Below are 21256 nucleotides of genomic sequence, written 5' to 3' on the forward strand. Positions count from 1 at the left end.
GCTGTCAAAATGTTATTTCACATCATCAAAAAGCAAGTGAAACTTTCACTGCGCGATAAAAGCTTCTTCATTTTCATGCTCATTTTTCCAATCGCGCTTATTTTCGTACTCGGCAGCGTCCTTCAAAACGCGTTTACTGACGACAGCGATTTAGGCAAGATGAACATCGTCTACGCCCTTCAGGCAGACGCCAACATGAATACAGCCTTTGCAACTTTTGCGAATGAAGCAAGTACGAAGAGCGTTACTTTTAAACAAGTCGATGGGGTTAAAGCTGGTGAGGCGAAGGTGAAAAACGGTGATGCGACAGCGTTCATTCAGGTGAAGGAAAATGATTTGCGCGTTGTGACAAACAGCCCCGGGACGGTTGAAAAAGCGCGACTGGACGGCTATATCAATGCTTTCGCGTCGCAATATCAACTCGCTGTGACGACGGCAAAAGTGAATCCTACGCAAATGAATGGCGTCATGGCTTTAAACGACGTACCTAAAGACGCGATTTCGGTCCAAAAACTGAAAACGAGCGATAATGTGTCGTCTTTCCAGTACTATGCGATTGCGCTCATCGGCATGACGATGATGTTCGGCATGATGTCTGGTGTGAACGCGTTTCGAATTGAGAAATTGAAACATACGGATATTCGCTTGCTCATTGCGCCGCTTAGAAAAGAAGTGGCGATTACGGGGAATTTCATTGGTGAACTGGTCGTTCAAGCGATTTCTTTAGTTTTGCTTATGACGGTTTCCCAATTGTTCTTTGACGTAAACTGGGGAAACGCGTTCCTAATTATTGCGGCCGTTTATTTCAGCCTCGCCTTGTTCTCCGTATCATTTGGAATGGCGATTGACGTTCTATCTAACGGTAATGCAGCAGGGGCTGCCGTTTCGAGCATTATTGTCCAAATTTTTGCTTTCCTAGGCGGGGCTTACTTCCCTATGATAAGTCCGACAATTCAAAAGCTCTCCCCAATTGGTTGGGCGAACATTAGTATTCGCGATATTCTTTACAACGGACAACTTTCCGCGGCTATCATGCCGATTGTAATTAATGTCGGCTTTGCCATTCTCTTTATTGGCCTCATTGCTATAACGCAAAAGCGAAAGGAAGTGTATTAAGATGGCGCAAATGGGTTGGATTTTCAAACATAATTGGGACGTATTAAAGAAATCAAAAGTCCGTATGATTATGATTATAGGTCTTCCAATTTTGAGTATTTTAATTTACTTTTTTTCCTACGGCACACAGATGAATGACACGACAGTTTTAAAACTGGGTGTAGTGAATCAGGACTCGGGTATGTATACGAATCAATTGGTGACATTTTTAAAAGAAGATAACGCCGGCATGAAAGAGGTTTCCTATGAAAAAGGCAAAGCCGAACTAATTGGCGGCCAGCTGGATGCGCTCATTTTAATTCAAAAAGGTGCTAATGATAGTTTAGCGAACCAAACGGCGAGCGACTTTAAAATTGAGTCGATTCAAGGCGGAAATACGATAAACACGACCAAAATGCTACTTTCAAATGAGATTAATAAACTTTTGAAGTTGGAGAAACTAGGCGGGCAAGCAAATTTTGAGCAGACGGTCAAAACGTATGACGCTTCAAAATTACCGATTGAAAACACCGACCTAAAGGATCAATCGGGCATTGAAAAGATGATGTCGGCCCAAATTCTTGGCTTTCTATGCATGATGCTGCTTTATGCAGCTGGCAGTCTCGGGGAGCTCATTTTAAAAGAAAAGGAGGAAGGGACGTTTTACCGCTTAATGTCCACGCCGCTCTCCAGCAAAAAGTATTTGCTTGGCAATGCGCTTTTCGCCTATGTGATTGTGCTTGTTGAGGTGCTGATTTGTCTCTTTGCAATGCGTTTTGCCTTCCGGATTAATCCGGGTGTTGCATACGTCGATTTATTTGCAATCCTTGCGGTGTTCTCACTGATGGCGGTCGTGCTGTCACTCGCATTCGGCTTTGTCGCAGGAAGCAGAAGGAGTATTTCAGCGATGCAAACGACGATTTTCACGATTTCAACGCTACTTTCTGGCGCACTAATCCCGATTGCTATCATGCCAGAAATCATGCAAAAAATCGCCGCTTTCATGCCGCAATACTGGGTGATGGACGCCGTCTCAAAACTCCAACAAAACGGAACACTTGCCGATTTAAGTTTAAACATCATCATTTTACTCGGCTACACACTCCTATTTTTCAGCATTGCCAGCTACAAATTCGCAAAAAACAAGGAGCTCCGATCGTTTGTTTAAACCAAACATAAAAAATCCCCCACCAGAGTTTTTATTTTGGCGGGGGATTTTAATGGGATTAGAATTTATGATACATAAATTGAAACAGCGGCGAATGAGTTTGAAAGTAAGATCACAACAGAATCTACATTTCATAATATGTAGATTAAAACAGTTCGCACAAGCAAATCCTAGAGATTACAGATGGATTTACATTTCACAATGCATAGATTAAAACCTGGCGTACCAGTCAAGCCAATTACCCGCTTCATCAGATTTACATTTCACAATACATAGATTAAAACTATGTCTATGGGATTTTGCAAGAAACCAGTCCTTTATTTACATTTCACAATACATAGATTAAAACCTTTAAGCGTTATTGAGGAAGTAGTAAAAGATTGCAATTTACATTTCACAATACATAGATTAAAACTACTCCGATTTAATATCTTCCAAGCTTCGAAAATATTTACATTTCACAATACATAGATTAAAACCCAAAGTTCTTGGTTTTCGGCAAAAGACAAAATAGCATTTACATTTCACAATACATAGATTAAAACAAAGCTAAACTCACCGTTTATCTCATGTTTCACAGTATTTACATTTCACAATACATAGATTAAAACTGGTACCCTCGCGAGCTCTACTCTCATCATAGCTCAAAAGTGGTTTTCTGTCGACCCTAGATTTTTGGGTGGAAAATGGGATGGAAAAACGAATTGATTGTTCCATTATCTCCTCGTTCTCCTACTCTCCCAATGATTCCCAACTTTCTGTCGTTCCCCCAGCAATTTTACGTTACCGAACATCGACAGAAAACCCCGATACACATCATACCGGGGCAATGGCTCATTTATTTTTTAATGCTTGGACTTTTTCTTCGTCAGGCGTTACGAAATAGGTCGTTTGATTATCGTAAATGACGTAGCCGGGTTTGGCGCCGTTTGGTTTTTTCACGTGCTTGACGAGCGTTGCGTCAACAGGGACGGTGCTTGATAGACGTGCTTTTGAGAAATAAGCGGCAATCATGGCGGCCTCTTCGATGGCTGTTTCATCGGGATTCGGGTCTTGGATCACAACATGCGAACCAGGCAAATCCTTGACGTGGAACCACAGTTCGTTGTTTTTTGCGAGTTTATTCGTCAAATATTCGTTTTGTTTGTTGTTTTTTCCGACTAAAATCGGTAGGCCACTTGTTGAGGTGTATTTTTCGAGTTTGGGCGCAGCGTTTTTTTGACGGCTGTTTTTTGGTTTCTTGTAACGAAGGTAGCCTTGTTCGGCGAGTTCTTGCCGGATTTCTTCTACGTCGCTCGGGCCGGCCGTTTCCAGTTGTGCAAGAACATTATCCAAGTAGGCGATTTCTTCCTGCGTCAGTGCGATTTGTTCCTCGACGTACGCCACAGCATTACGCAGTTTCTGGTAGCGCGTAAAATAGCGCTGGGCGTTTTGTGAAGGCGTTAGGCGCGTATCAAGCGGGATTGTCACGTCTGGCAAGGCCTCATCATAAAAATTTTGCACCGTCACGTTTGCCATACCTTTTTCCATTTTGTATAAACTCGCCGTAAGCAGTTCGCCTTGAATGCGGAACTCATCAGCCTTTTCCGTTTCAACAAGCGTATTTTCCAGTTTTTCAATCTTTAAAACGTTGCGCGCCCGTTCATTCGCCAAAAGACGCTCCAAATCATGCCCCATTTGATGGACGCGGTCACGCCGCGCTTTCCCGCTATAAAACGCATCGAGCAATTCACTCAAAGAATCAAAACGCTTCGCATGAGCCTCAAGCGCTAGCGGCATAAAATAATAATCTTCCTTCTCGTTACGCACGAAAGTATGCGGCACAGCTTTTTGGCCTAAAAAGGTTGGAATTTCCTGCAAAACAGAAAAGAAGGCAGACTGTAGCGAATTTGGGCTAGCGTCACCCGCCCGGTGGACAATTTCCAGAGCGAGAAGTGGGCTGAAACCCGCGAAATGTTTCACGAGAGCTTTGGCCGAATCTTCCTCTGGCGAAATGAATGTCTCCAAATCAGCCGCAGAAATCGTGAACGGGTCGATTTTGTTTGCCTTAGGCGGTAAAATATACTCGGCGCCCGGAAGTAGTGTCCGGTAACTATTTTGCGCAGGACTAATATGTTTTATGCAATCAATAATCGTTCCTTTTTGACGATCCACAAGCGTTAAATTGCTGTGACGTCCCATAATTTCAATATACAAATCTAAAAAACGATTTTCTCCAATATCGTCTTTTCCGCGGAACCCCAGCACGAGAATCCGCTCATTCGGCTCCTGCCTAACTTCCTCGATGATGGCGCCTTCCAAATGTTTGCGCAAAAGCATACAAAACATCGGCGGATTCGGTGGATTTTCGGGCACATCTGTCGTCCACTGCACACGCGCATAACTTGGGTGCGCTGAAATGAGCAGGCGTTTATTTTCGCGGTTTTTTCGGATATAAAGCAAAAGTTCGTGCGGAAACGGCTGATGAATCTTCATAATGCGTCCACTTTCCGCGCCTTCTTTAATTTCTTCGGTCATAGCTTTTAAAAACATTGCATCAAATGCCATTTTTATTCTTCCTTTACTTGTTTGTTACGTACTATTGTATCACAATTTTAAGTTTAACTATGCAAGTAGCACGAGCTTTGCTATAATAATTAGATGAAACTAGTATAAGAGGTGGCGAATCTTATGGTGAAAAGCATGACAGGTTTCGGTCGAAAAACGAAAGAAAATGATGATTGTAAGGTGACGGTTGAATTAAAGGCCGTCAATCATCGATATTTTGAGGCAGTTTTTCGCATGCCTAGGCAATTCGCTTATCTCGAAACAAAGCTTAAAAAGACGCTTTCGGGGGTTTTAAAGCGCGGGCGAGTGGAGTGCTTTATTTCGTTTGAAGGGGCACAAATTGCGAAGCATCACTTGGCGGTGGACTTTGAACTGGCCGACGAGTATTACCGGTTCTTGAAACAAGCGGAAGCGCGTTATGAGTTCTCGGAAAGCTTGACGATGCGTGACTTTTTAGCGGATCCTGTTTTTCTTGAAGTTCGTGAAAGTAGCGAGGCTGACTCGGCGCTTGAAGCCCTTGTTTTAGAAACAGTTCACGGGGCAACAAAAAGGCTTGATGAGATGCGCAGTTTAGAAGGCGCTGAAATAGCGCTCTATTTTAAATCGCACTTAGAGGTATTCGAGTCGTGCATGCTTGCGGTGCGTCAGGCGATTCCAGAGATGGAAGCCGCATATAAAGCGCGTCTTCAGGAACGGCTAGCAAAACTCGCGGAAGCCGAATTTGACGAGCGCATGATGCTCACGGAACTCGGTTTATTCCTAGAAAAAGCCGACATTAACGAAGAAACCGAACGGCTGGATAGCCATTTGAAACAGTTTTATAGTATACTTACGCAAGAAGGCGCAGTGGGGCGAAAGCTGGATTTCCTAATTCAAGAGATGAACCGGGAAGTGAATACGATTGGGTCGAAAGCGATGTCGATAACGATTACTGAGAATGTCGTGGAAATGAAAACGACGCTTGAAAAAATTCGTGAACAAGTCCAAAATGTGGAATGACTTTAGAAATGAGGTAAGGGAATGACGGAAAGAGGCCTTTTAATTGTTCTTTCAGGACCGAGTGGGGTTGGTAAAGGAACGGTAAGGGAAGCGGTCTTTCGGGACCCGGAAACGAAATTCGAATACTCGATTTCGATGACAACGAGAAAGCCGCGCGAAGGCGAACAAGAGGCGGTTGACTACTATTTCAGAAGCCGCGAGGAGTTTGAGCAAGCTATCGCTGACGGCAAAATGCTCGAATACGCCGAATATGTCGGCAACTACTACGGAACGCCGCTCGATTATGTCGAGGAAAAGCTTGCTAACGGCATCGATATTTTTTTAGAAATTGAGATTCAAGGCGCGATGCAAGTGAAAAAACGAATGCCAGAAGGTGTTTTCATTTTCCTAACACCGCCAGATCTCGGCGAACTCAAAAACCGCCTAATCGGTCGCGGCACAGAAACACTCGAAGTCGTCGAAGCGCGAATGAAAACCGCTAAAGAAGAAATTGAAATGATGGCTTCCTATGATTATGCGGTCGTAAATGACGTCGTCCTTGACGCTGTCCGCAAAATTAAAGGCATTGTCGAAACAGAACATTTAAAAACGGAGCGTGTGATTCACCGCTATCAAAATATGTTGGAGGAGATTTAATTATGATGTTATACCCATCGATTGATAATTTACTTTTAAAAATTGATTCAAAATACTCTTTAGTAACTGTTGCGGCTGCTCGTGCTAGAGCGATGCAAGCAGAAAACGACCCAGGCTCGTTACCCACTTACGAATCTCATAAATATGTTGGAAAAGCACTGGAAGAAGTTCACGCTGGCAAACTAGTAATTGCGAAAGACGCTGAATAAAACGAAAAGCGAATGAGAAGTCATTCGCTTTTTTTGTACGAGAAACTATTAAAAGAGACTAGAAACTTGGGCTTTTTTATGTGTAATATATAAGTGTATCTTTACATACATGAAAAATAATCGTATCCAGATGAGCTATTCACCCGTGACAAAAGAGTGCCCAAAAGTAATTGCGGGGCGCTCTTTTATTTTCAAAAACGCAAGCGTAATCTTCCTTGCCAAAACATGTTATAATAAAAAGGATTATGTGGACTTGAGGTGAATCAAAGTGAATGGAAAAAATATTTTACTAGCGGTATCAGGCGGCATTGCGGTTTATAAGGCGGTTGCCCTTACAAGTAAATTGACGCAGGCAGGCGCGAATGTGAAAGTGATGATGACGGAGCATGCGATGGAATTTGTCCCTCCGCTTTCTTTTCAAGTTTTATCCAGAAATGATGTTTATACAAACACTTTTGATGAAAAAAATTCGAAAGTGGTGGCGCATATTGATCTTGCGGACTGGGCTGACCTTGTGATTGTCGCACCTGCAACCGCGAATATTATTGCAAAAATGGCGAACGGGCAAGCAGATGATATGGTGACGACAACGCTTCTTGCGACAGAAGCTCCGGTTTGGGTGGCACCAGCGATGAATGTGCATATGATTCAGCACAAGGCGGTCGTGCGAAACATTAACCAGCTTTATGCAGACGGCGTGCGCTTTATCGAGCCAGAAGAAGGGTACCTTGCTTGTGGCTATGTTGGCCGCGGGCGGCTTGAGGAGCCTGAAAAAATCGTTCTGCGCATTCGTGAGTTTTTTTTAGAAGATGAAACGATACTTTTAGGGAAAAACGTGCTCGTAACAGCCGGTGCGACACGCGAAAAACTAGATCCCGTCCGCTACTTTACGAACCATTCAACAGGGAAGATGGGCTTTGCTGTCGCAGAGGTGGCAAAACGCGCCGGAGCGAATGTAACACTTGTAACGAGTGCACGTGAGCGTTTAGTCCCACCTGGCGTGAACGTTTTATACGTGGAATCGGCTGAGGAGATGTATGCGGCGGTGAAGGAAAATCAGGCGAAACAAGATGCATTTGTGATGACGGCTGCAGTTGCGGACTATACACCGCAGCGGGTGAGCGAGCAGAAAATTAAAAAGCAACCGGGCGACTTTACGGTTGAGATGAAGCGGACGAAGGATATTTTGGCTGACGTTGGTGAAACGAAATCAGACGCGCAAGTGGTTATTGGGTTTGCGGCGGAGACTGAAAATGTGCGCGAAAATGCGCTTAAGAAATTAAAATCTAAAAACGCTGACTTTATTGTGGCGAATGATATAACAGACGCGGGTGCGGGGTTTGGCACCGATACGAATATTGTGACGATTTACGGGGCAAATGGCGGCGAAGAAAGTTACCCCCTTTTAGACAAAAGTGAAGTGGCGAAAGAAATTGTGAAGCGAATTGCGGACCGATTGGAGCCGAACGAATGATTCAAATTGCGAAAGTGATTGTAGATGTTCCAGCGATGCAAGTCGACAGGCCGTTTGATTATGTGGTGCCGGAAAATTTGGTTGACCTTGTGATGGTCGGGACGCGGGTTTCTGTGCCATTTGGAAATCGGAAGGTGCAAGGCTTTGTTGTTGAGCTAGGCGAGGCGGCAAATGTTACGAAACTTAAAACGATTGACTCGGTGATGGACGTGCTGCCAGTTTTAAATGAGGAGCTGCTTGAACTGGGCGACTGGCTCGCGAAAGAAACGCTCGCGTTCCGCGTTTCGGTGTATCAGGCGATGTTGCCGGCTGCTCTTCGGGCTAAATACGAGAAATACGTGGTACGACTTGATACGGAAGACGACGAATTAGAGCGGCTTTTTGAAGGATATGAAACGCTGCCGTTTAAAGAACTAGAGGCGCGTGGCATTTTAAAAAGCGTACAGAAATATTTGCGCAGTGGCCAAATTGAACTCGCGCATGCTGTGAAAAATAAAGCGACGAATAAAAAAATGCGTGTTGTTAAATGTGAATTGTCGCTAAGTCAGTTGCATGATGCGCGTTCTGATTTGCCGAAAAATGCGAAAGCGCAGGCCAAATTGCTCGCGTTTTTTGAAACTAGCGATGCGGAATTTGTGCCCGTCAAGCAGCTGAAGGAAGAGCTTGGTGTGAGCCAACAGGCTATTAGTAAGCTAGTTGAACAGGGCGCGCTTAGTCTTGCAGACAAAATTGTGAGCCGGGACCCTTATGAGAGTCGCGAGTTTGAACGGACAACGCCGCTCTCGCTTTCTGAGGAACAACAGACGGCTTGCGACCGGATTCTGCTTTCGGCAAATGAAGCACGCCCAGAAACTTTTTTGTTGCACGGCGTAACAGGAAGCGGGAAGACGGAAATTTATTTGCAATCCATTGCGGAAGTTTTACAAAAAGGAAAAGAAGCCATTGTGCTCGTTCCAGAAATTTCCTTGACGCCGCAAATGGTCGAGCGGTTTAAAAGTCGATTTGGCGACGCGGTGGCGGTTTTGCACAGCGCCCTTTCGCACGGTGAAAAATATGATGAATGGCGAAAAATTGAGCGGAAAGAAGCGAAAGTCGTTGTTGGCGCGCGTTCGGCCGTGTTTGCACCCTTTGAAAATTTGGGGCTCATTATTATTGATGAGGAGCACGAGGCAACATATAAACAGGAAGATAATCCGCGTTATCACGCGCGCGATGTTGCCATTTGGCGGGCTAAACGTCACGGCTGCCCAGTTGTACTCGGTAGCGCCACGCCGTCGCTCGAATCCTATGCGCGCACAACAAAAAACGTCTACAGCTTGCTAGAGCTGCCAACGCGAATCAACAAACAAGAAATGCCAGAAGTGCACGTAGTAGACATGCGCGAAGAACTACGTAGCGAAAACCGCACAGAATTTTCACGCACACTGCTCGAAAAAATCAAAGAACGAATCGAACGAAAAGAGCAAACCGTCCTGCTTTTGAATAAAAGGGGATATGCCTCATTCGTCATGTGTCGCGACTGTGGATATGTGGTGGAGTGCCCCAATTGTGATATTTCACTTACCTACCATCAAGCGACACATAAAATGAAATGCCACTACTGCGGCCACGAAGAGCGCGTCCCAATGAAATGCCCATCATGCGAGAGCGAGCACATTCGTTACTTCGGGACGGGCACGCAAAAAGTGGAGGAAAGCCTTGCGAAATTAATTCCCGAGGCGCGCGTCATTCGAATGGACGTGGATACGACGCGCAAAAAAGGGGCACACGAAAAGCTTCTCTCGCGCTTTCAAAACGGCGAAGCTGATATTCTGCTTGGCACGCAAATGATTGCCAAAGGGCTTGATTTTCCGAACATTACCCTTGTCGGCGTTTTAAATGCTGACACGATGCTGTTCTTACCCGATTTTAGATCAGCCGAAAGAACATTTCAGTTGCTCACGCAAGTGAGTGGACGCGCTGGGCGGCATGTTTTACCCGGAGAAGTGGTTGTGCAAAGTTATAGCCCTGAGCATTACAGCATTCAGTACGCGAAAACGCATGACTACCACGGCTTTTACGGTCACGAAATGTTGATGCGCCGCCGCGGAGAATACCCGCCGTTCTACTTCCTGACGCTTATTAACGTGAGTCACGAAGACGAGCGGAAAGTGATAAAAACGATTCAAGACATGGCGAGCTACTTGCGCTCTAAGCTTGGGCGGGATTCGATTATTTTAGGGCCAGTTCCAAGTACCATCAGTCGGATTAAAAATAAGTATCGCTACCAGTGCATGATTAAATATAAACAAGAACCAGCTTTGAAAGAGGAGCTTAAGATGCTACTTGAACACTACCAAAAAGAACAAGCGAAAGGACTTGCGATTTCAATTGATGTGGAGCCGTATGTTCTGATGTAAGGAGTGAAAAAATGGAAAAAATTATTTTTATGGGGACGCCAGATTTTGCGGTGCCCGTTTTGAAAAATTTAGCTGAAGAATATGACGTGGTTGCCGTCGTAACTCAGCCAGACCGAGTGCTCGGACGAAAACGCGTTTTAACGGCACCACCGGTTAAGGTTGCGGCAAACGAACTCGGCATTCCTGTTTACCAGCCTGAAAAATTGCGTGCATCAGAAGAATTAGACGCCTTACTCGCGCTTGATGTGGATTTGCTCGTGACAGCGGCTTATGGGCAGATTTTGCCGAACAATTTGCTTGCGCTACCTAAAAAGGGCGCGATTAATGTGCATGCTTCACTGCTTCCAGAGTACCGCGGCGGCGCGCCGATTCATTATGCGGTCATGGACGGGAAGGCGGAAACGGGCGTGACGATTATGTACATGGTGGAAAAACTAGACGCCGGCGATATGATTGCGCAGCGCAGTATGCCAATTACGGACGAAGATGATACGGGCACGATGTTTGAAAAATTAGCAGTGCTTGGCGCGGCACTTTTAATGGATACGTTGCCAGACTTTTTGGCAGGGAAGATAAACGCGGTGCCGCAAAATCCGGAAAAGGTTACGTTTGCACGCAATGTGTCACGCGAACAGGAAAAACTCGATTTTTCTAAAGAAGCGCGGGTTGTGTGGAACCATATTCGCGGGCTTTCGCCGTTTCCAGTTGCGTACACGACGTTTGAAGGGAAGCCGTTTAAAATTTGGCGGGCGCATCTATCTAGCGAGCAAACTGATCTTTCGCCGGGAAGTTTTGTGCTGCTCACAAAATCAACATTTGGCATTGTGTGCGGTGATGGCAATCTTGTCGTGCCAGAAATTGTTCAACCTTTTGGGAAGCCGAAAATGGACGCGAATGCGTTTATTCAAGGAACGCTCCGAAATATTTCAAAGGAAGTTAGGTTTGGTGATTAAATGAAAAAAGAAGTTCGTGAAATTGCGCTTGAACTAATTGAAAAAGTAGAAAATCAAGGTTCTTATAGCCATTTACTTATTAATGATGCTTTAAAAAAACAAGATTTAAATGTAGCGGATAGAGGGCTTTTGACAGAACTAGTTTACGGGACAATTCAACGGAAAATTACGCTTGATTTTTTCCTTGAGCCGTTTTTGAAAAAGACGCCAGAAGATTGGGTGCAAAATTTGTTACGACTGTCAGTTTACCAAATGCAATTTTTGGATAAAATTCCCGAACATGCGATTTTACACGAAGCTGGTGAAATTGCGCGGAAGCGCGGTCATGATGGCGTAACGAAATTTGTGAACGGCGTTTTGCGCAACATCATTCGCCGAGGCGTACCAGCCATTGATGCGATTTCAGACGACGTGACGCGACTTAGCGTTCAAGTTAGCCTACCAGAATGGCTTGCAGCACGTTTTATCAAACAATTTGGGTACGAGCGCGCACTTGAACTTGGAGAGGCCTTTTTAGTTCCGCCAAATCAAACGGTACGTGTGAATGTAACTGAAACCAATCCGAAGTCACTCGTAAAAGAGTTTGCGGACCAAGGAATTTCTGCAAAAGTGTCGGATATTATACCAGAGGCCCTGGAGATTGAAAAAGGAAGCATCGCAAATACGAACGCTTTTAAAACCGGAAAATGTACCATTCAAGACGAAAGTTCGATGATTGTGGCTTATGCGCTCGAGCTTACGGACGACTTGGACGTTTTAGATGCGTGTTCGGCTCCTGGGGGAAAAACCACGCATATTGCGGAGAAGATGAACGGGACTGGCAGTGTGATGGCGCTTGATATCCACGCTCATAAAACGAAACTCGTAGCGAGTGCGGCTAGTCGGTTGAATTTATTAAACGTGCGAACGCTCGCTTTAGATGCGAGAAGTGCAACAAGCGAATTCGAAACAAAAAGTTTTGACCGCGTTTTAGTGGACGCACCTTGTTCTGGGTTTGGCGTGCTAAAACGAAAACCAGATATTAAATACAGTAAAAAGCCTGATGATATTGCGCGACTTAGCGAAATTCAGCTCGCAATTTTAGATGAAGTTAGCCAACTTGTTAAAGAAAATGGTATATTAGTGTATAGTACTTGTACGATTGACAGGGAAGAAAATGCCGAAGTTGTGCAGAAATTTCTGGAGAAGCATCCAGAGTTTGAGGCGAAATCGGTTACTGTCCCGAAATCGTTAGAACATTTAAAGACGGGCAATGACTTACAAATTTTACCGACGGATTTTGGAAGCGACGGATTTTATGTTGCGAGTTTCAAACGGCGCCCTTAAGATTGGAGAGAGAAACTATGCAAGTTGAATTTAGAACGGACAGAGGAAGAATCAGACACCATAATGAAGATAACGGTGGTGTTTTTGAAAATAAAACTGGGAATCCAATTGTCATAGTTGCAGATGGAATGGGCGGTCATCGCGCCGGTGATGTTGCCTCAGAAATGGCCGTTAAACTTCTTAGTGAAGCTTGGCAGGAAACAGAAGAATTTTTACACGCGAATGATGTGGAAGACTGGTTTCGCATTGTGATTCAAAAAATCAATCGCGTCATTACCGCAGAAGCAGAAAAGGAACCTGAGCTAAAAGGAATGGGCACGACGCTAGTCGCTGCGATTTTCACGCGAAGTCAAGCCATCATTGCCAATGTTGGTGACAGCCGCGGTTACTTGCTTCAAGGCGAGAAATTTGTGCAAATTACGGAAGACCATTCACTTGTGAACGAGCTTCTTCGCAAAGGTGAAATTTCGAAAGAAGACGCGGAAAATCATCCACGCAAAAATATTTTACTTCGCGCATTAGGCGTGGAAGGTTTTGTTGACACGGATACGTTTATTACACCATTTCAAACAGAAGATATTTTGCTACTCTGTTCAGATGGGCTAAGCAACATGATTTCGGAGGCAGAAATGCGACAAGTTTTAACCAGCAAAAGAACACTTGCTGAAAAAGCTGATTCGCTTATTACGAAAGCAAACGCAAACGGCGGAGAAGATAATATTACCGTGTTACTACTTAAACGGGATAACGTAAGAAAAGGGGGCGACTCATCATGATGATTGGAAAACGACTAAGCGGACGATATAAAATTTTAAGCCCAATTGGCGGCGGCGGAATGGCTAATGTATTTTTAGCACACGATATGATTTTAGACCGCGATGTGGCAGTGAAAATCTTGCGAATTGATTTAGCTGATGAAAGCAATTTGATTCGTCGCTTCCAGCGTGAGGCGCAGTCAGCAACAAGTTTAGTGCACCCCAATATTGTTGGCATCTATGATGTCGGTGAAGAAAATGATTTGCACTACATTGTTATGGAATACGTGGAAGGCATGGATTTAAAACAATACATTCAAGAAAAACACCCGATTCCATTTGATGAAGCCGTTGAAATTATGAAGCAAATTGTTTCAGCTATTTCGGCAGCGCATAAATATCATATCATTCACCGTGATATTAAACCGCAAAATATTTTAATCGACCATGATGGAGTTGTGAAAATTACGGATTTCGGAATTGCGATGGCGCTTTCGGAAACCTCAATTACGCAAACCAATTCGCTTGTCGGCTCTGTGCACTATTTATCTCCCGAGCAAGCGCGCGGCGGCATGGCGACTCAAAAATCAGATATTTATTCGCTCGGAATTGTGCTTTATGAGCTTCTAAGCGGACAAGTTCCTTATGACGGGGAATCCGCTGTATCCATTGCGATTAAACATTTACAGGGAAGCATTCCGTCTGTTCGAGAGACGAATCCTGCTATCCCGCAAAGCTTGGAAAATATTATTATTAAAGCAACGGCAAAAGATCCTGCTGCCCGCTACCAGTCTGCTGAAGAAATGGAAGAAGATTTAGAAACTTGTTTAAATGAAGACCGCCTGAACGAGCCTAAATTTATTCCGAACACGGACGACGGGGATACAAAAACGATTCCCATTATTGCGACGAAAAACGCGATGCGCAACTTAGATGATACCGTCACACAAACGCCGCTTGCAGAAGAAGAGGCAATCAAAGAAGGCGACGCGGATGGGAAAAAGCCGAAGAAAAAAATGAGCAAGAAAAAGAAAATTTTTTGGATTGTTTTTGGCGTCATTTTGCTATTTGCAGGAATCATTTTAACGCTTTGGTTGCTCGGAAAAAACCCAACAGAATTTGAAGTGCCAGATGTTAGTGGTAAAACCGAATCACAAGCCATTTCTTTGCTACAAAAAGAAGGGTTTACGATTGGAAGAACCATTGAAAAGAATAGCGATTCTGTTAAAGATGGAGATGTTATCAATACCGACCCTGAAGCTGGGGAAATGAAAGAAAAAGGTGCTAAAATAACACTTTATGTTAGTATCGGCTCTAAAAAAGTCACGATGGAAGATTATTCTGGTAGAAGCTATGAGGATACGGAAACAGTTTTAAAAGAACAGGGCTTTAAATCCGTTTCGAAAAAAGAAGAATATAGCGATACCGTAGAAGCAGGGATGATAATCTCGCAAAGTCCTGCTGCTGGAACGGATGTTGTGGCGAAAGATACAGATGTTGAGCTAACGGTGAGTCGCGGTAAAGCACCAATTACATTAAAAGATTTACGCGGCTATAATCAAACAGCACTCGATGATTATGCTTCCTCGGTCGGAATTACGATCCAAACAACAGAACAAAACAGCGATACGGTTGAAAAAGGACAAGTGATTTCGCAGTCACCTGCCGCAGGTACGACGATAAACGCCGGATCAACGGTGAATGTTGTGATTTCCAAAGGACCGAAAGAAAAAGCAGTAAAAAGCGTGACAAAAACGATTCAAATTCCGTATGGTGATGCGGGTTCAGGCGGTGACGGCGACTCGCCGAAACCAAAACATGTTAAAATTTATATTGATGATAAAAATCATTCGATGTCAACCCCGTATCGCGAACTAGATATTACCGAAAATACAAGCGTTACGATTACGTTTGAAATTGAAGAAGGTTCAAAAGGAAGCTATAAAATTTTGCGTGATGATGAAACTATTGATGAAGGTACGGTAGATTATCCGAATTAAAGGAGGTCGTAAAACTGGAAGGACAAATTATTAAAGCGTTAAGTGGTTTTTACTACGTGTTTCATGAAGGTACGGTCTATCAAACGAGAGCAAGAGGAAACTTTCGAAAACGAAAACTAACGCCTCTTGTTGGTGATGACGTCACTTTTCAAGCGGATAATCAGACGGACGGTTATATTTTAGATATTTTACCTCGTGAAAATGAATTAGTTCGTCCGCCTGTTGCGAACATTGATATCGCTATCCTCATTTTCTCAGCAGTGGAACCGGACTTCTCCACCAATTTAACCGACCGCTTTCTAGTTGCGATTGAAAAAGAAGATATTCGTCCGGTGATTGGCATCAGTAAGATGGATTTAGCCACAGAAGAAGAAAGAAAAGCCATTGAAAATTACCGCGATATTTATGTAAATGCTGGATACGAGGTATTTTTGACTGGGAGCGATGTTGATAAAGCTGCTATTTTGGACTTGATTCACGGAAAAACCGCGGTTATTGCGGGGCAATCGGGTGTTGGTAAGTCGACCTTTTTAAATCAATTAAATCCTGATTTAACTTTGCAGACGGGGGAAATTTCAACTTCTCTCGGCCGCGGTCGGCATACGACACGACATGTAGAGCTTTTGCCAATTGGTGATGGTTTTATCGCCGATACACCCGGATTTAGTTCCATTGAATGGGATAATTTAGAGCCTGAAAACTTACAATTTTGTTTTCCAGAAATTGAAGATCGGCGCTCTGGCTGTAAATTTCGCGGTTGTTTACATGAAAATGAACCCAATTGTGCGGTGAAAACAGCTGTTTTAGAAGATGAAATTGCCGATTTTCGTTATGAGCATTACTTACAAATTTTAACGGAATTAAAAAATAGAAAGCCGAGGTATTCATGATGGGAAAAATTGCACCTTCAATTTTAAGCGCAGACTTTGCGAATTTGGAAAAAGATATTGCCGAAGTAGAACGCTTAGGCGCCGATTATTTGCATATTGATGTGATGGACGGCCATTTTGTTCCTAATATTACGTTTGGTCCAGATGTCGTAAAAGCAATTAGACCGCGCACCAAATTGCCGCTTGACGTCCATTTAATGATTGAAAACCCAGATAACTACATTCCGCAATTTGCAAAAGCTGGCGCCGATTACATTTCTGTCCACGTTGAAGCATGCACGCACTTGCACCGCACGCTCCAACACATTCGCTCATTCGACGTGAAAGCGGCTGCCGTACTGAATCCCGCAACACCCATTGACACGCTTTTCCACGTGTTAAATGAGCTTGATATGGTTCTCTTTATGACCGTCAACCCGGGATTTGGTGGGCAAAGCTTTATTCCAGAAGTGCTAGAAAAAATCGCGGCGTTTAAAGCGTTGATTGATGAAAAAGGACTCGATATTGAAATCGAAGTGGACGGTGGCGTTAATCGTGAAACAGCCAAAGCATGCTTAGATGCTGGCGCTAATGTTTTCGTTGCTGGAAGCTACATTTATGGAAATAAAGATCGTAAAATTCCAATGGATAATCTCCGCGTTGTCGTTGGAAACTAGAAGGGGAGCAATAGGCTTAAGTACACCTATTGCTTCTTTTTTGGAAAGGAAGAAAACGATGAAAATTGTCAACATTATGGTCGGCGGTCCTGCGTCTGAACTGCCCGATTTAAAACCCTATACGAACGAAAAAAGCACTTGGCTAGGCGTCGATGGTGGGGCAAAACGCCTGCTCGATTTAAATATCCCCTTTGAAATAGCTTTAGGAGATTTCGACTCGCTAACGAAAGCGGAACTTGCCGACTTAAAAACAAAAGTAGCAGACGTACGCGTTTTTCCAGCTGAAAAAGATCAAACCGATACGGAAATCGGATTAGAAGCCGCAATTGCAATGGAGCCCAACTTGATTCGTATTTTCGGCGCGACAGGTGGCCGAATGGACCATTTACTGGCGAATTTAATGATGCTCGCACAACCAAAGTTTTTTGATGCAATTCCGCTCGTTGAAATGATTGACCGCTACAATTACATGAAAATGTATGCGCCTGGCGAGTATACGCTTGTCAAACAGGCGGACAAAAAATATGTAGCCTTTACGACCATGTCAAACGTCAGCGGTTTAACTTTAAAAGGGTTTAAATATCCGTTAGAAAATGCCGATTTCCCGTTTGGTAGGGCGCTGTCGAGCAATGAATTTAACCAATCCAAAGCCGCTTTTTCGTTTCAAACCGGCTTGATATTAATGACACAAAGTAAGGATGAGTAAAAATGCCATTTTGGAAAAATAAAAGAAATTTAGCACTTATTTTCGGAGGACTCGCGATTTTGTTTAGCTTTTACATTGAAGTCGTCTCCGCAAAAAATGTTTTCTCAGGAAACTATTCGGCTGATTTAAAAGTGCCAATCATGCTTATGTTTATCGCAAGCATCATCTTTTTTGCGAGTTTCGTTGTTGGATACAGCTTTTTATGGCAAAAAAAATACAAAATCGCCATTCCGATTTTGTTTGTAAGCGGCGTTCCCGCCTTTATTTTCCTACATATTTTTTCAGGTATGTTTATGATTATTTGCGGAGTGCTCGCAAAATCAGTAAGTGATAATCTGCCAAAAGAGTAGCAGATTTAGCGCGGCTCTCATAAGGAAGTATGAAAGTAAAGCTCTGGTACATAATTATATTTTCTCCCATACCATACAGTGGAAAATAAATAAGCATAAATCCAGTAATGATGCCATCTTGAAAAATGGATTTTACTGGATTTATGTTTATTCTGTACATATGTTACTGGCTCATAACTGAGAAATAAGATTTCTAGCCATAATTCTCATTGCTTTATTGTCAGTAGAGTTCTTTTTGTATATAATTATCTTGTGAACTCGAGAACATAAAAAGGAAGGTGGCAACATGTCGAAATATGACGGAGAAATTACTTCTTTAAAACAAAAGCTATCCAATCAACATACAAGACAAAAACAGTTAGAATCATTTCTGGAGCGAACGAGAAAGAAAGATGAACGGGTAAATCAGTTGCCAATTCGAAATCATTCTTTGGTTGAAGGCTCTTGGCGAGATAAATCGTCCAACACATGTGTTCAAATGATTGATCAGTGCAAGCGGTATTATTCTAATCAAGTGGCAAGAGTAGAGACTATGTTATGTGAAGTTCAGAAAGAAATCGAAAGAGGCAACCAGTATATTGGTGATTATCAAAATGATGTACAGTATTATGCGAATTTAAATCGACTGGAGGAGGCAAAGAATGTCTAGCATAAAACTAAATGAAGCTAACCTTTTGCAAAGTACCCAGCAGTTCTCAGCTAAACAAACGATATTATTCAAGAAAACAACGATACCTATGCGGAAAAACCAATTGGAGAGTTGTAAAAGGATGGACGCTATTTTGCGTATAAGAACAACTCAACTTGACCAAGTCCAGCAGTTTGGAACAGATACAACAAAAGATATGGAAGAGAACTGTGCTGAATTTGTTCAGCTGGACAAAAGTCTACTAGACAATATTGAAATTACGGGGTGAAAATAACCTATGAGGATAGATGTACAAGCATTACGGGATCATGTACAAGAAACAATAGCTGACTTGAATGAGGAACAAACGAGTTTAAACGACGCCTTGCAGGCTACCGACACATTTATTATAGAAACAAAGGATAGTTTTGAGGGGAAAACAGCAGATGCAAGTCGGGCATACTTAGAAGAAGTGTATAAACCAGTTCAACAAAAGACGCTAGAAATTAACAAACTCATGATAGCGACATTGCAAAAATATATGGCAGATGCTGAGGCCCAGTTTGGGAGATATGGTATTGTGGATATACCAGCTATCAAGCATGAATATAAGCGCGAATTAGAACAAATGATGCAAGAGGAGATGCACGTATATCGGGAATTAAATCAACTCATTGATGAAGTGAATGAATTTGTTCCGATTGAATCTGCGAATTTAGGTCAACTCGAGCAATTGCATTATGATATAATGAGAGAACTCACTTTGATTGAAGCGAAATTGACAGACTTTGATACAAAATGGGTGGCTGAATTTAGTAAAGTGGAAGAATTACAGTCTGAACTAACTAGTATGATAGCGCAAGTATCAAACAACAAAATAATGCCTACAAAATATCAAGGCGGTTCATTAGTTTTCATGACTTCAGAGCAGGAAAAACTATATAATCAATTGCCGCAAGAGTTTAAGGATTCTATTGCAAGTGGTTTTGCGACAATAGATGATTTTCAGGCTACAGATGACGGATTTATAGTATGTACTGTACCATTGTCTAAGTTGTTAGCTGCAGGGGAAATTGAGGAAGCAGATGCTTATGATGATCAATACATATATTGTGTTGAAATAGATGGCAAGTTTGTCTATGGAACATATAAACTGCGAACGGGCAAGGATAAAGATGACAAACCTGGGGTTGCTGTATCTTTTGTGTCAATAACACCTGAAGAAATTTCGAACTTATTTAACAGAAAGCCTAATATAAATAGTATTGATGCATCAATCTATGCAGGAACAAACTATTCTCTGTATAATCAACCAACCGCCAATAAAGAGATATTAAAATATTTCCAAAGTCCAGAATCTAAAGGAAGTTATTTATTAGCAAATTTATATGTGCAAAAAGTTATTCAAGAATCGTCAAACAAGGAGGGCAAAGTTACTAATGTTTATGGTGGTAATGCCTTGGCAGATGATGACTATCAGAACTTTTTAATGGAGTCCGAATATAGTCATTTAGTAAAAAACCCCTCATACAATAAAAATGATGGTTCAATCCAAATAAATGATGTTAACAATTTATCAAAAGAAGAATATAATGCAATTTTATTGACCCATTCAGCAAATATTGATGTGTATAGTTTTGCAGCAGAAGTAAAATTTCATGCTGATTATGCAGATAGTAATATCCGGAAAATCCGGGATTCTGCAATAAAGTCAGATATGGGAGTAGGAGAATCGGGAAATAAAGGAAAGTATGTTGACATTCCATTCCTATACGACTTAAATGAAGAAAGGTATAAAACAACTGATGGTGATTTATATAGAGAACAAAAAGAAATACATGACGCAGAAAGATAGGATTGGTTTAAATGCTTAAGTATATTATTTTATGTGTACTATTTATTATATGCATTGTTGGCATAGGTATAAAAATGATAGATAAATACATAAGTGACAGTATGAGAAAGAAATGGCAAAATATATTTTTGATATGTGGATGTATTACAATGGCTGTAGTTATTGGATTAATGTATATTTATATTGAAAATCTACCACTTGTTATAACATCAACCCTGGATGTTGGAATAACTTCTACCATTCTATTTTACCGTACATTAATTATTATTTTCACCTCAATTAGTATAAGCAATTTTGTTTTTGCAGCAATACAACGAAAGAAAAATAATACAGGATTGAAAACTAAAAAACATAAATGCTAGAGGAGATAAGCTCTATCAGGTAATTGATGGAATATGAAAAATAACCAAACAAAAGCCTTTAGAGTATCTCCGAATTTTCAAATATACACGTTTTCTACTAGGGGTGTTTTTTGATTTTATATAGGAATACTTCAGATAGTAACCTTACTGGGTTAGAAAGCTACATGCAAGAGACTAAAAATAAAAAGCAGGAATCTTTATATAGAACCATTTAAGAAAATGGAATATATGTGATTTCTGCTTATTTT

General features: G+C 42.3%; 19 protein-coding genes and 1 CRISPR repeat array. Of the genes, 18 read left to right on the forward strand and 1 reads right to left on the reverse strand.

The features are described 5' to 3' along the window. Positions 1-9: 9 nt before the first annotated feature. Together CFT42_RS12420 and CFT42_RS12425 are read left to right on the forward strand one after the other, a co-directional pair. Entirely contained in the window at positions 10-1116 is a 1107-nt protein-coding gene (locus CFT42_RS12420; RefSeq protein WP_088816254.1) for an ABC transporter permease, read from the forward strand. Between the two features lies 1 nt (position 1117). Continuing rightward, complete coding sequence (locus CFT42_RS12425) at positions 1118-2263, forward strand: ABC transporter permease (RefSeq protein ID WP_244169972.1); 1146 nt, start codon at positions 1118-1120, stop codon at positions 2261-2263. Between the two features lie 122 nt (positions 2264-2385). Further along, positions 2386-2874: direct repeats of the CRISPR family, unit length 30 nt; unit sequence ATTTACATTTCACAATACATAGATTAAAAC. Between the two features lie 223 nt (positions 2875-3097). Here CFT42_RS12425 and CFT42_RS12430 read toward each other — a convergent pair. After that, positions 3098-4810, reverse strand: coding sequence for an Rqc2 family fibronectin-binding protein (locus CFT42_RS12430; protein ID WP_088816255.1), 1713 nt, complete (start codon positions 4808-4810; stop codon positions 3098-3100). A 123-nt stretch (positions 4811-4933) separates the two neighbouring features. Between CFT42_RS12430 and CFT42_RS12435 the strand changes: the two genes are divergently transcribed. The 16 genes from CFT42_RS12435 (at position 4934) to CFT42_RS12510 (ending at position 20646) form a co-directional block, all read left to right on the forward strand. Further along, positions 4934-5809, forward strand: a complete 876-nt coding sequence (locus CFT42_RS12435; protein WP_088816256.1) for a YicC/YloC family endoribonuclease — start codon at positions 4934-4936, stop codon at positions 5807-5809. A 21-nt stretch (positions 5810-5830) separates the two neighbouring features. Next, positions 5831-6445 carry a guanylate kinase gene (gmk, locus tag CFT42_RS12440; protein WP_088809502.1) on the forward strand — a complete coding sequence of 205 codons (615 nt, stop codon included), beginning with the start codon at positions 5831-5833 and terminating at the stop codon, positions 6443-6445. Between the two features lie 5 nt (positions 6446-6450). Beyond that, positions 6451-6654, forward strand: a complete 204-nt coding sequence (rpoZ, locus tag CFT42_RS12445; RefSeq protein WP_088809649.1) for a DNA-directed RNA polymerase subunit omega — start codon at positions 6451-6453, stop codon at positions 6652-6654. A 268-nt stretch (positions 6655-6922) separates the two neighbouring features. Beyond that, positions 6923-8128: a bifunctional phosphopantothenoylcysteine decarboxylase/phosphopantothenate--cysteine ligase CoaBC gene (gene coaBC, locus CFT42_RS12450; RefSeq protein ID WP_088816257.1), complete on the forward strand. Its 1206-nt coding sequence runs from the start codon at positions 6923-6925 to the stop codon at positions 8126-8128. After that, the gene (priA, locus tag CFT42_RS12455; RefSeq protein WP_088816258.1) at positions 8125-10527 is read left to right on the forward strand and encodes a primosomal protein N'; all 2403 of its coding nucleotides are present in this window, start codon (positions 8125-8127) and stop codon (positions 10525-10527) included. The genes coaBC and priA overlap by 4 nt, the downstream gene beginning before the upstream one ends. Before the next feature lie 11 nt (positions 10528-10538). After that, on the forward strand, positions 10539-11480 hold the full coding sequence (gene fmt / locus CFT42_RS12460; RefSeq protein ID WP_088816259.1) for a methionyl-tRNA formyltransferase: 942 nt from the start codon (positions 10539-10541) through the stop codon (positions 11478-11480). Next, positions 11481-12806, forward strand: coding sequence for a 16S rRNA (cytosine(967)-C(5))-methyltransferase RsmB (gene rsmB, locus CFT42_RS12465; RefSeq protein WP_088816260.1), 1326 nt, complete (start codon positions 11481-11483; stop codon positions 12804-12806). 17 nt (positions 12807-12823) lie between these two features. Next, complete coding sequence (locus CFT42_RS12470) at positions 12824-13582, forward strand: Stp1/IreP family PP2C-type Ser/Thr phosphatase (RefSeq protein WP_088809507.1); 759 nt, start codon at positions 12824-12826, stop codon at positions 13580-13582. Further along, on the forward strand, positions 13579-15561 hold the full coding sequence (gene pknB, locus CFT42_RS12475; protein WP_088809508.1) for a Stk1 family PASTA domain-containing Ser/Thr kinase: 1983 nt from the start codon (positions 13579-13581) through the stop codon (positions 15559-15561). The genes CFT42_RS12470 and pknB overlap by 4 nt, the downstream gene beginning before the upstream one ends. A gap of 14 nt (positions 15562-15575) precedes the next feature. Next, positions 15576-16451: a ribosome small subunit-dependent GTPase A gene (rsgA, locus tag CFT42_RS12480; protein WP_088816261.1), complete on the forward strand. Its 876-nt coding sequence runs from the start codon at positions 15576-15578 to the stop codon at positions 16449-16451. Next, on the forward strand, positions 16451-17107 hold the full coding sequence (rpe, locus tag CFT42_RS12485; protein ID WP_088809510.1) for a ribulose-phosphate 3-epimerase: 657 nt from the start codon (positions 16451-16453) through the stop codon (positions 17105-17107). Before rsgA ends, rpe begins: the two co-directional genes overlap by 1 nt. 58 nt (positions 17108-17165) lie before the next feature. Next, the gene (locus CFT42_RS12490; protein ID WP_088816262.1) at positions 17166-17813 is read left to right on the forward strand and encodes a thiamine diphosphokinase; all 648 of its coding nucleotides are present in this window, start codon (positions 17166-17168) and stop codon (positions 17811-17813) included. A gap of 2 nt (positions 17814-17815) precedes the next feature. Further along, positions 17816-18163 carry a hypothetical protein gene (locus CFT42_RS12495; RefSeq protein WP_088816263.1) on the forward strand — a complete coding sequence of 116 codons (348 nt, stop codon included), beginning with the start codon at positions 17816-17818 and terminating at the stop codon, positions 18161-18163. A 286-nt stretch (positions 18164-18449) separates the two neighbouring features. Further along, a complete protein-coding gene (locus CFT42_RS12500) occupies positions 18450-18812 on the forward strand; it encodes a hypothetical protein (protein WP_088816264.1) in 363 nt (120 codons plus the stop codon). Beyond that, positions 18805-19080 (forward strand): hypothetical protein, encoded by a 276-nt coding sequence (locus tag CFT42_RS12505; protein ID WP_088816265.1) that lies wholly within the window; start codon positions 18805-18807, stop codon positions 19078-19080. Before CFT42_RS12500 ends, CFT42_RS12505 begins: the two co-directional genes overlap by 8 nt. Positions 19081-19089: 9 nt before the next feature. Beyond that, positions 19090-20646 carry a T7SS effector LXG polymorphic toxin gene (locus tag CFT42_RS12510; protein WP_088816266.1) on the forward strand — a complete coding sequence of 519 codons (1557 nt, stop codon included), beginning with the start codon at positions 19090-19092 and terminating at the stop codon, positions 20644-20646. Positions 20647-21256 lie beyond the last annotated feature (610 nt).

The sequence above is a fragment of the Listeria goaensis genome, assembly GCF_900186125.1.
Taxonomy (GTDB): domain Bacteria; phylum Bacillota; class Bacilli; order Lactobacillales; family Listeriaceae; genus Listeria; species Listeria goaensis.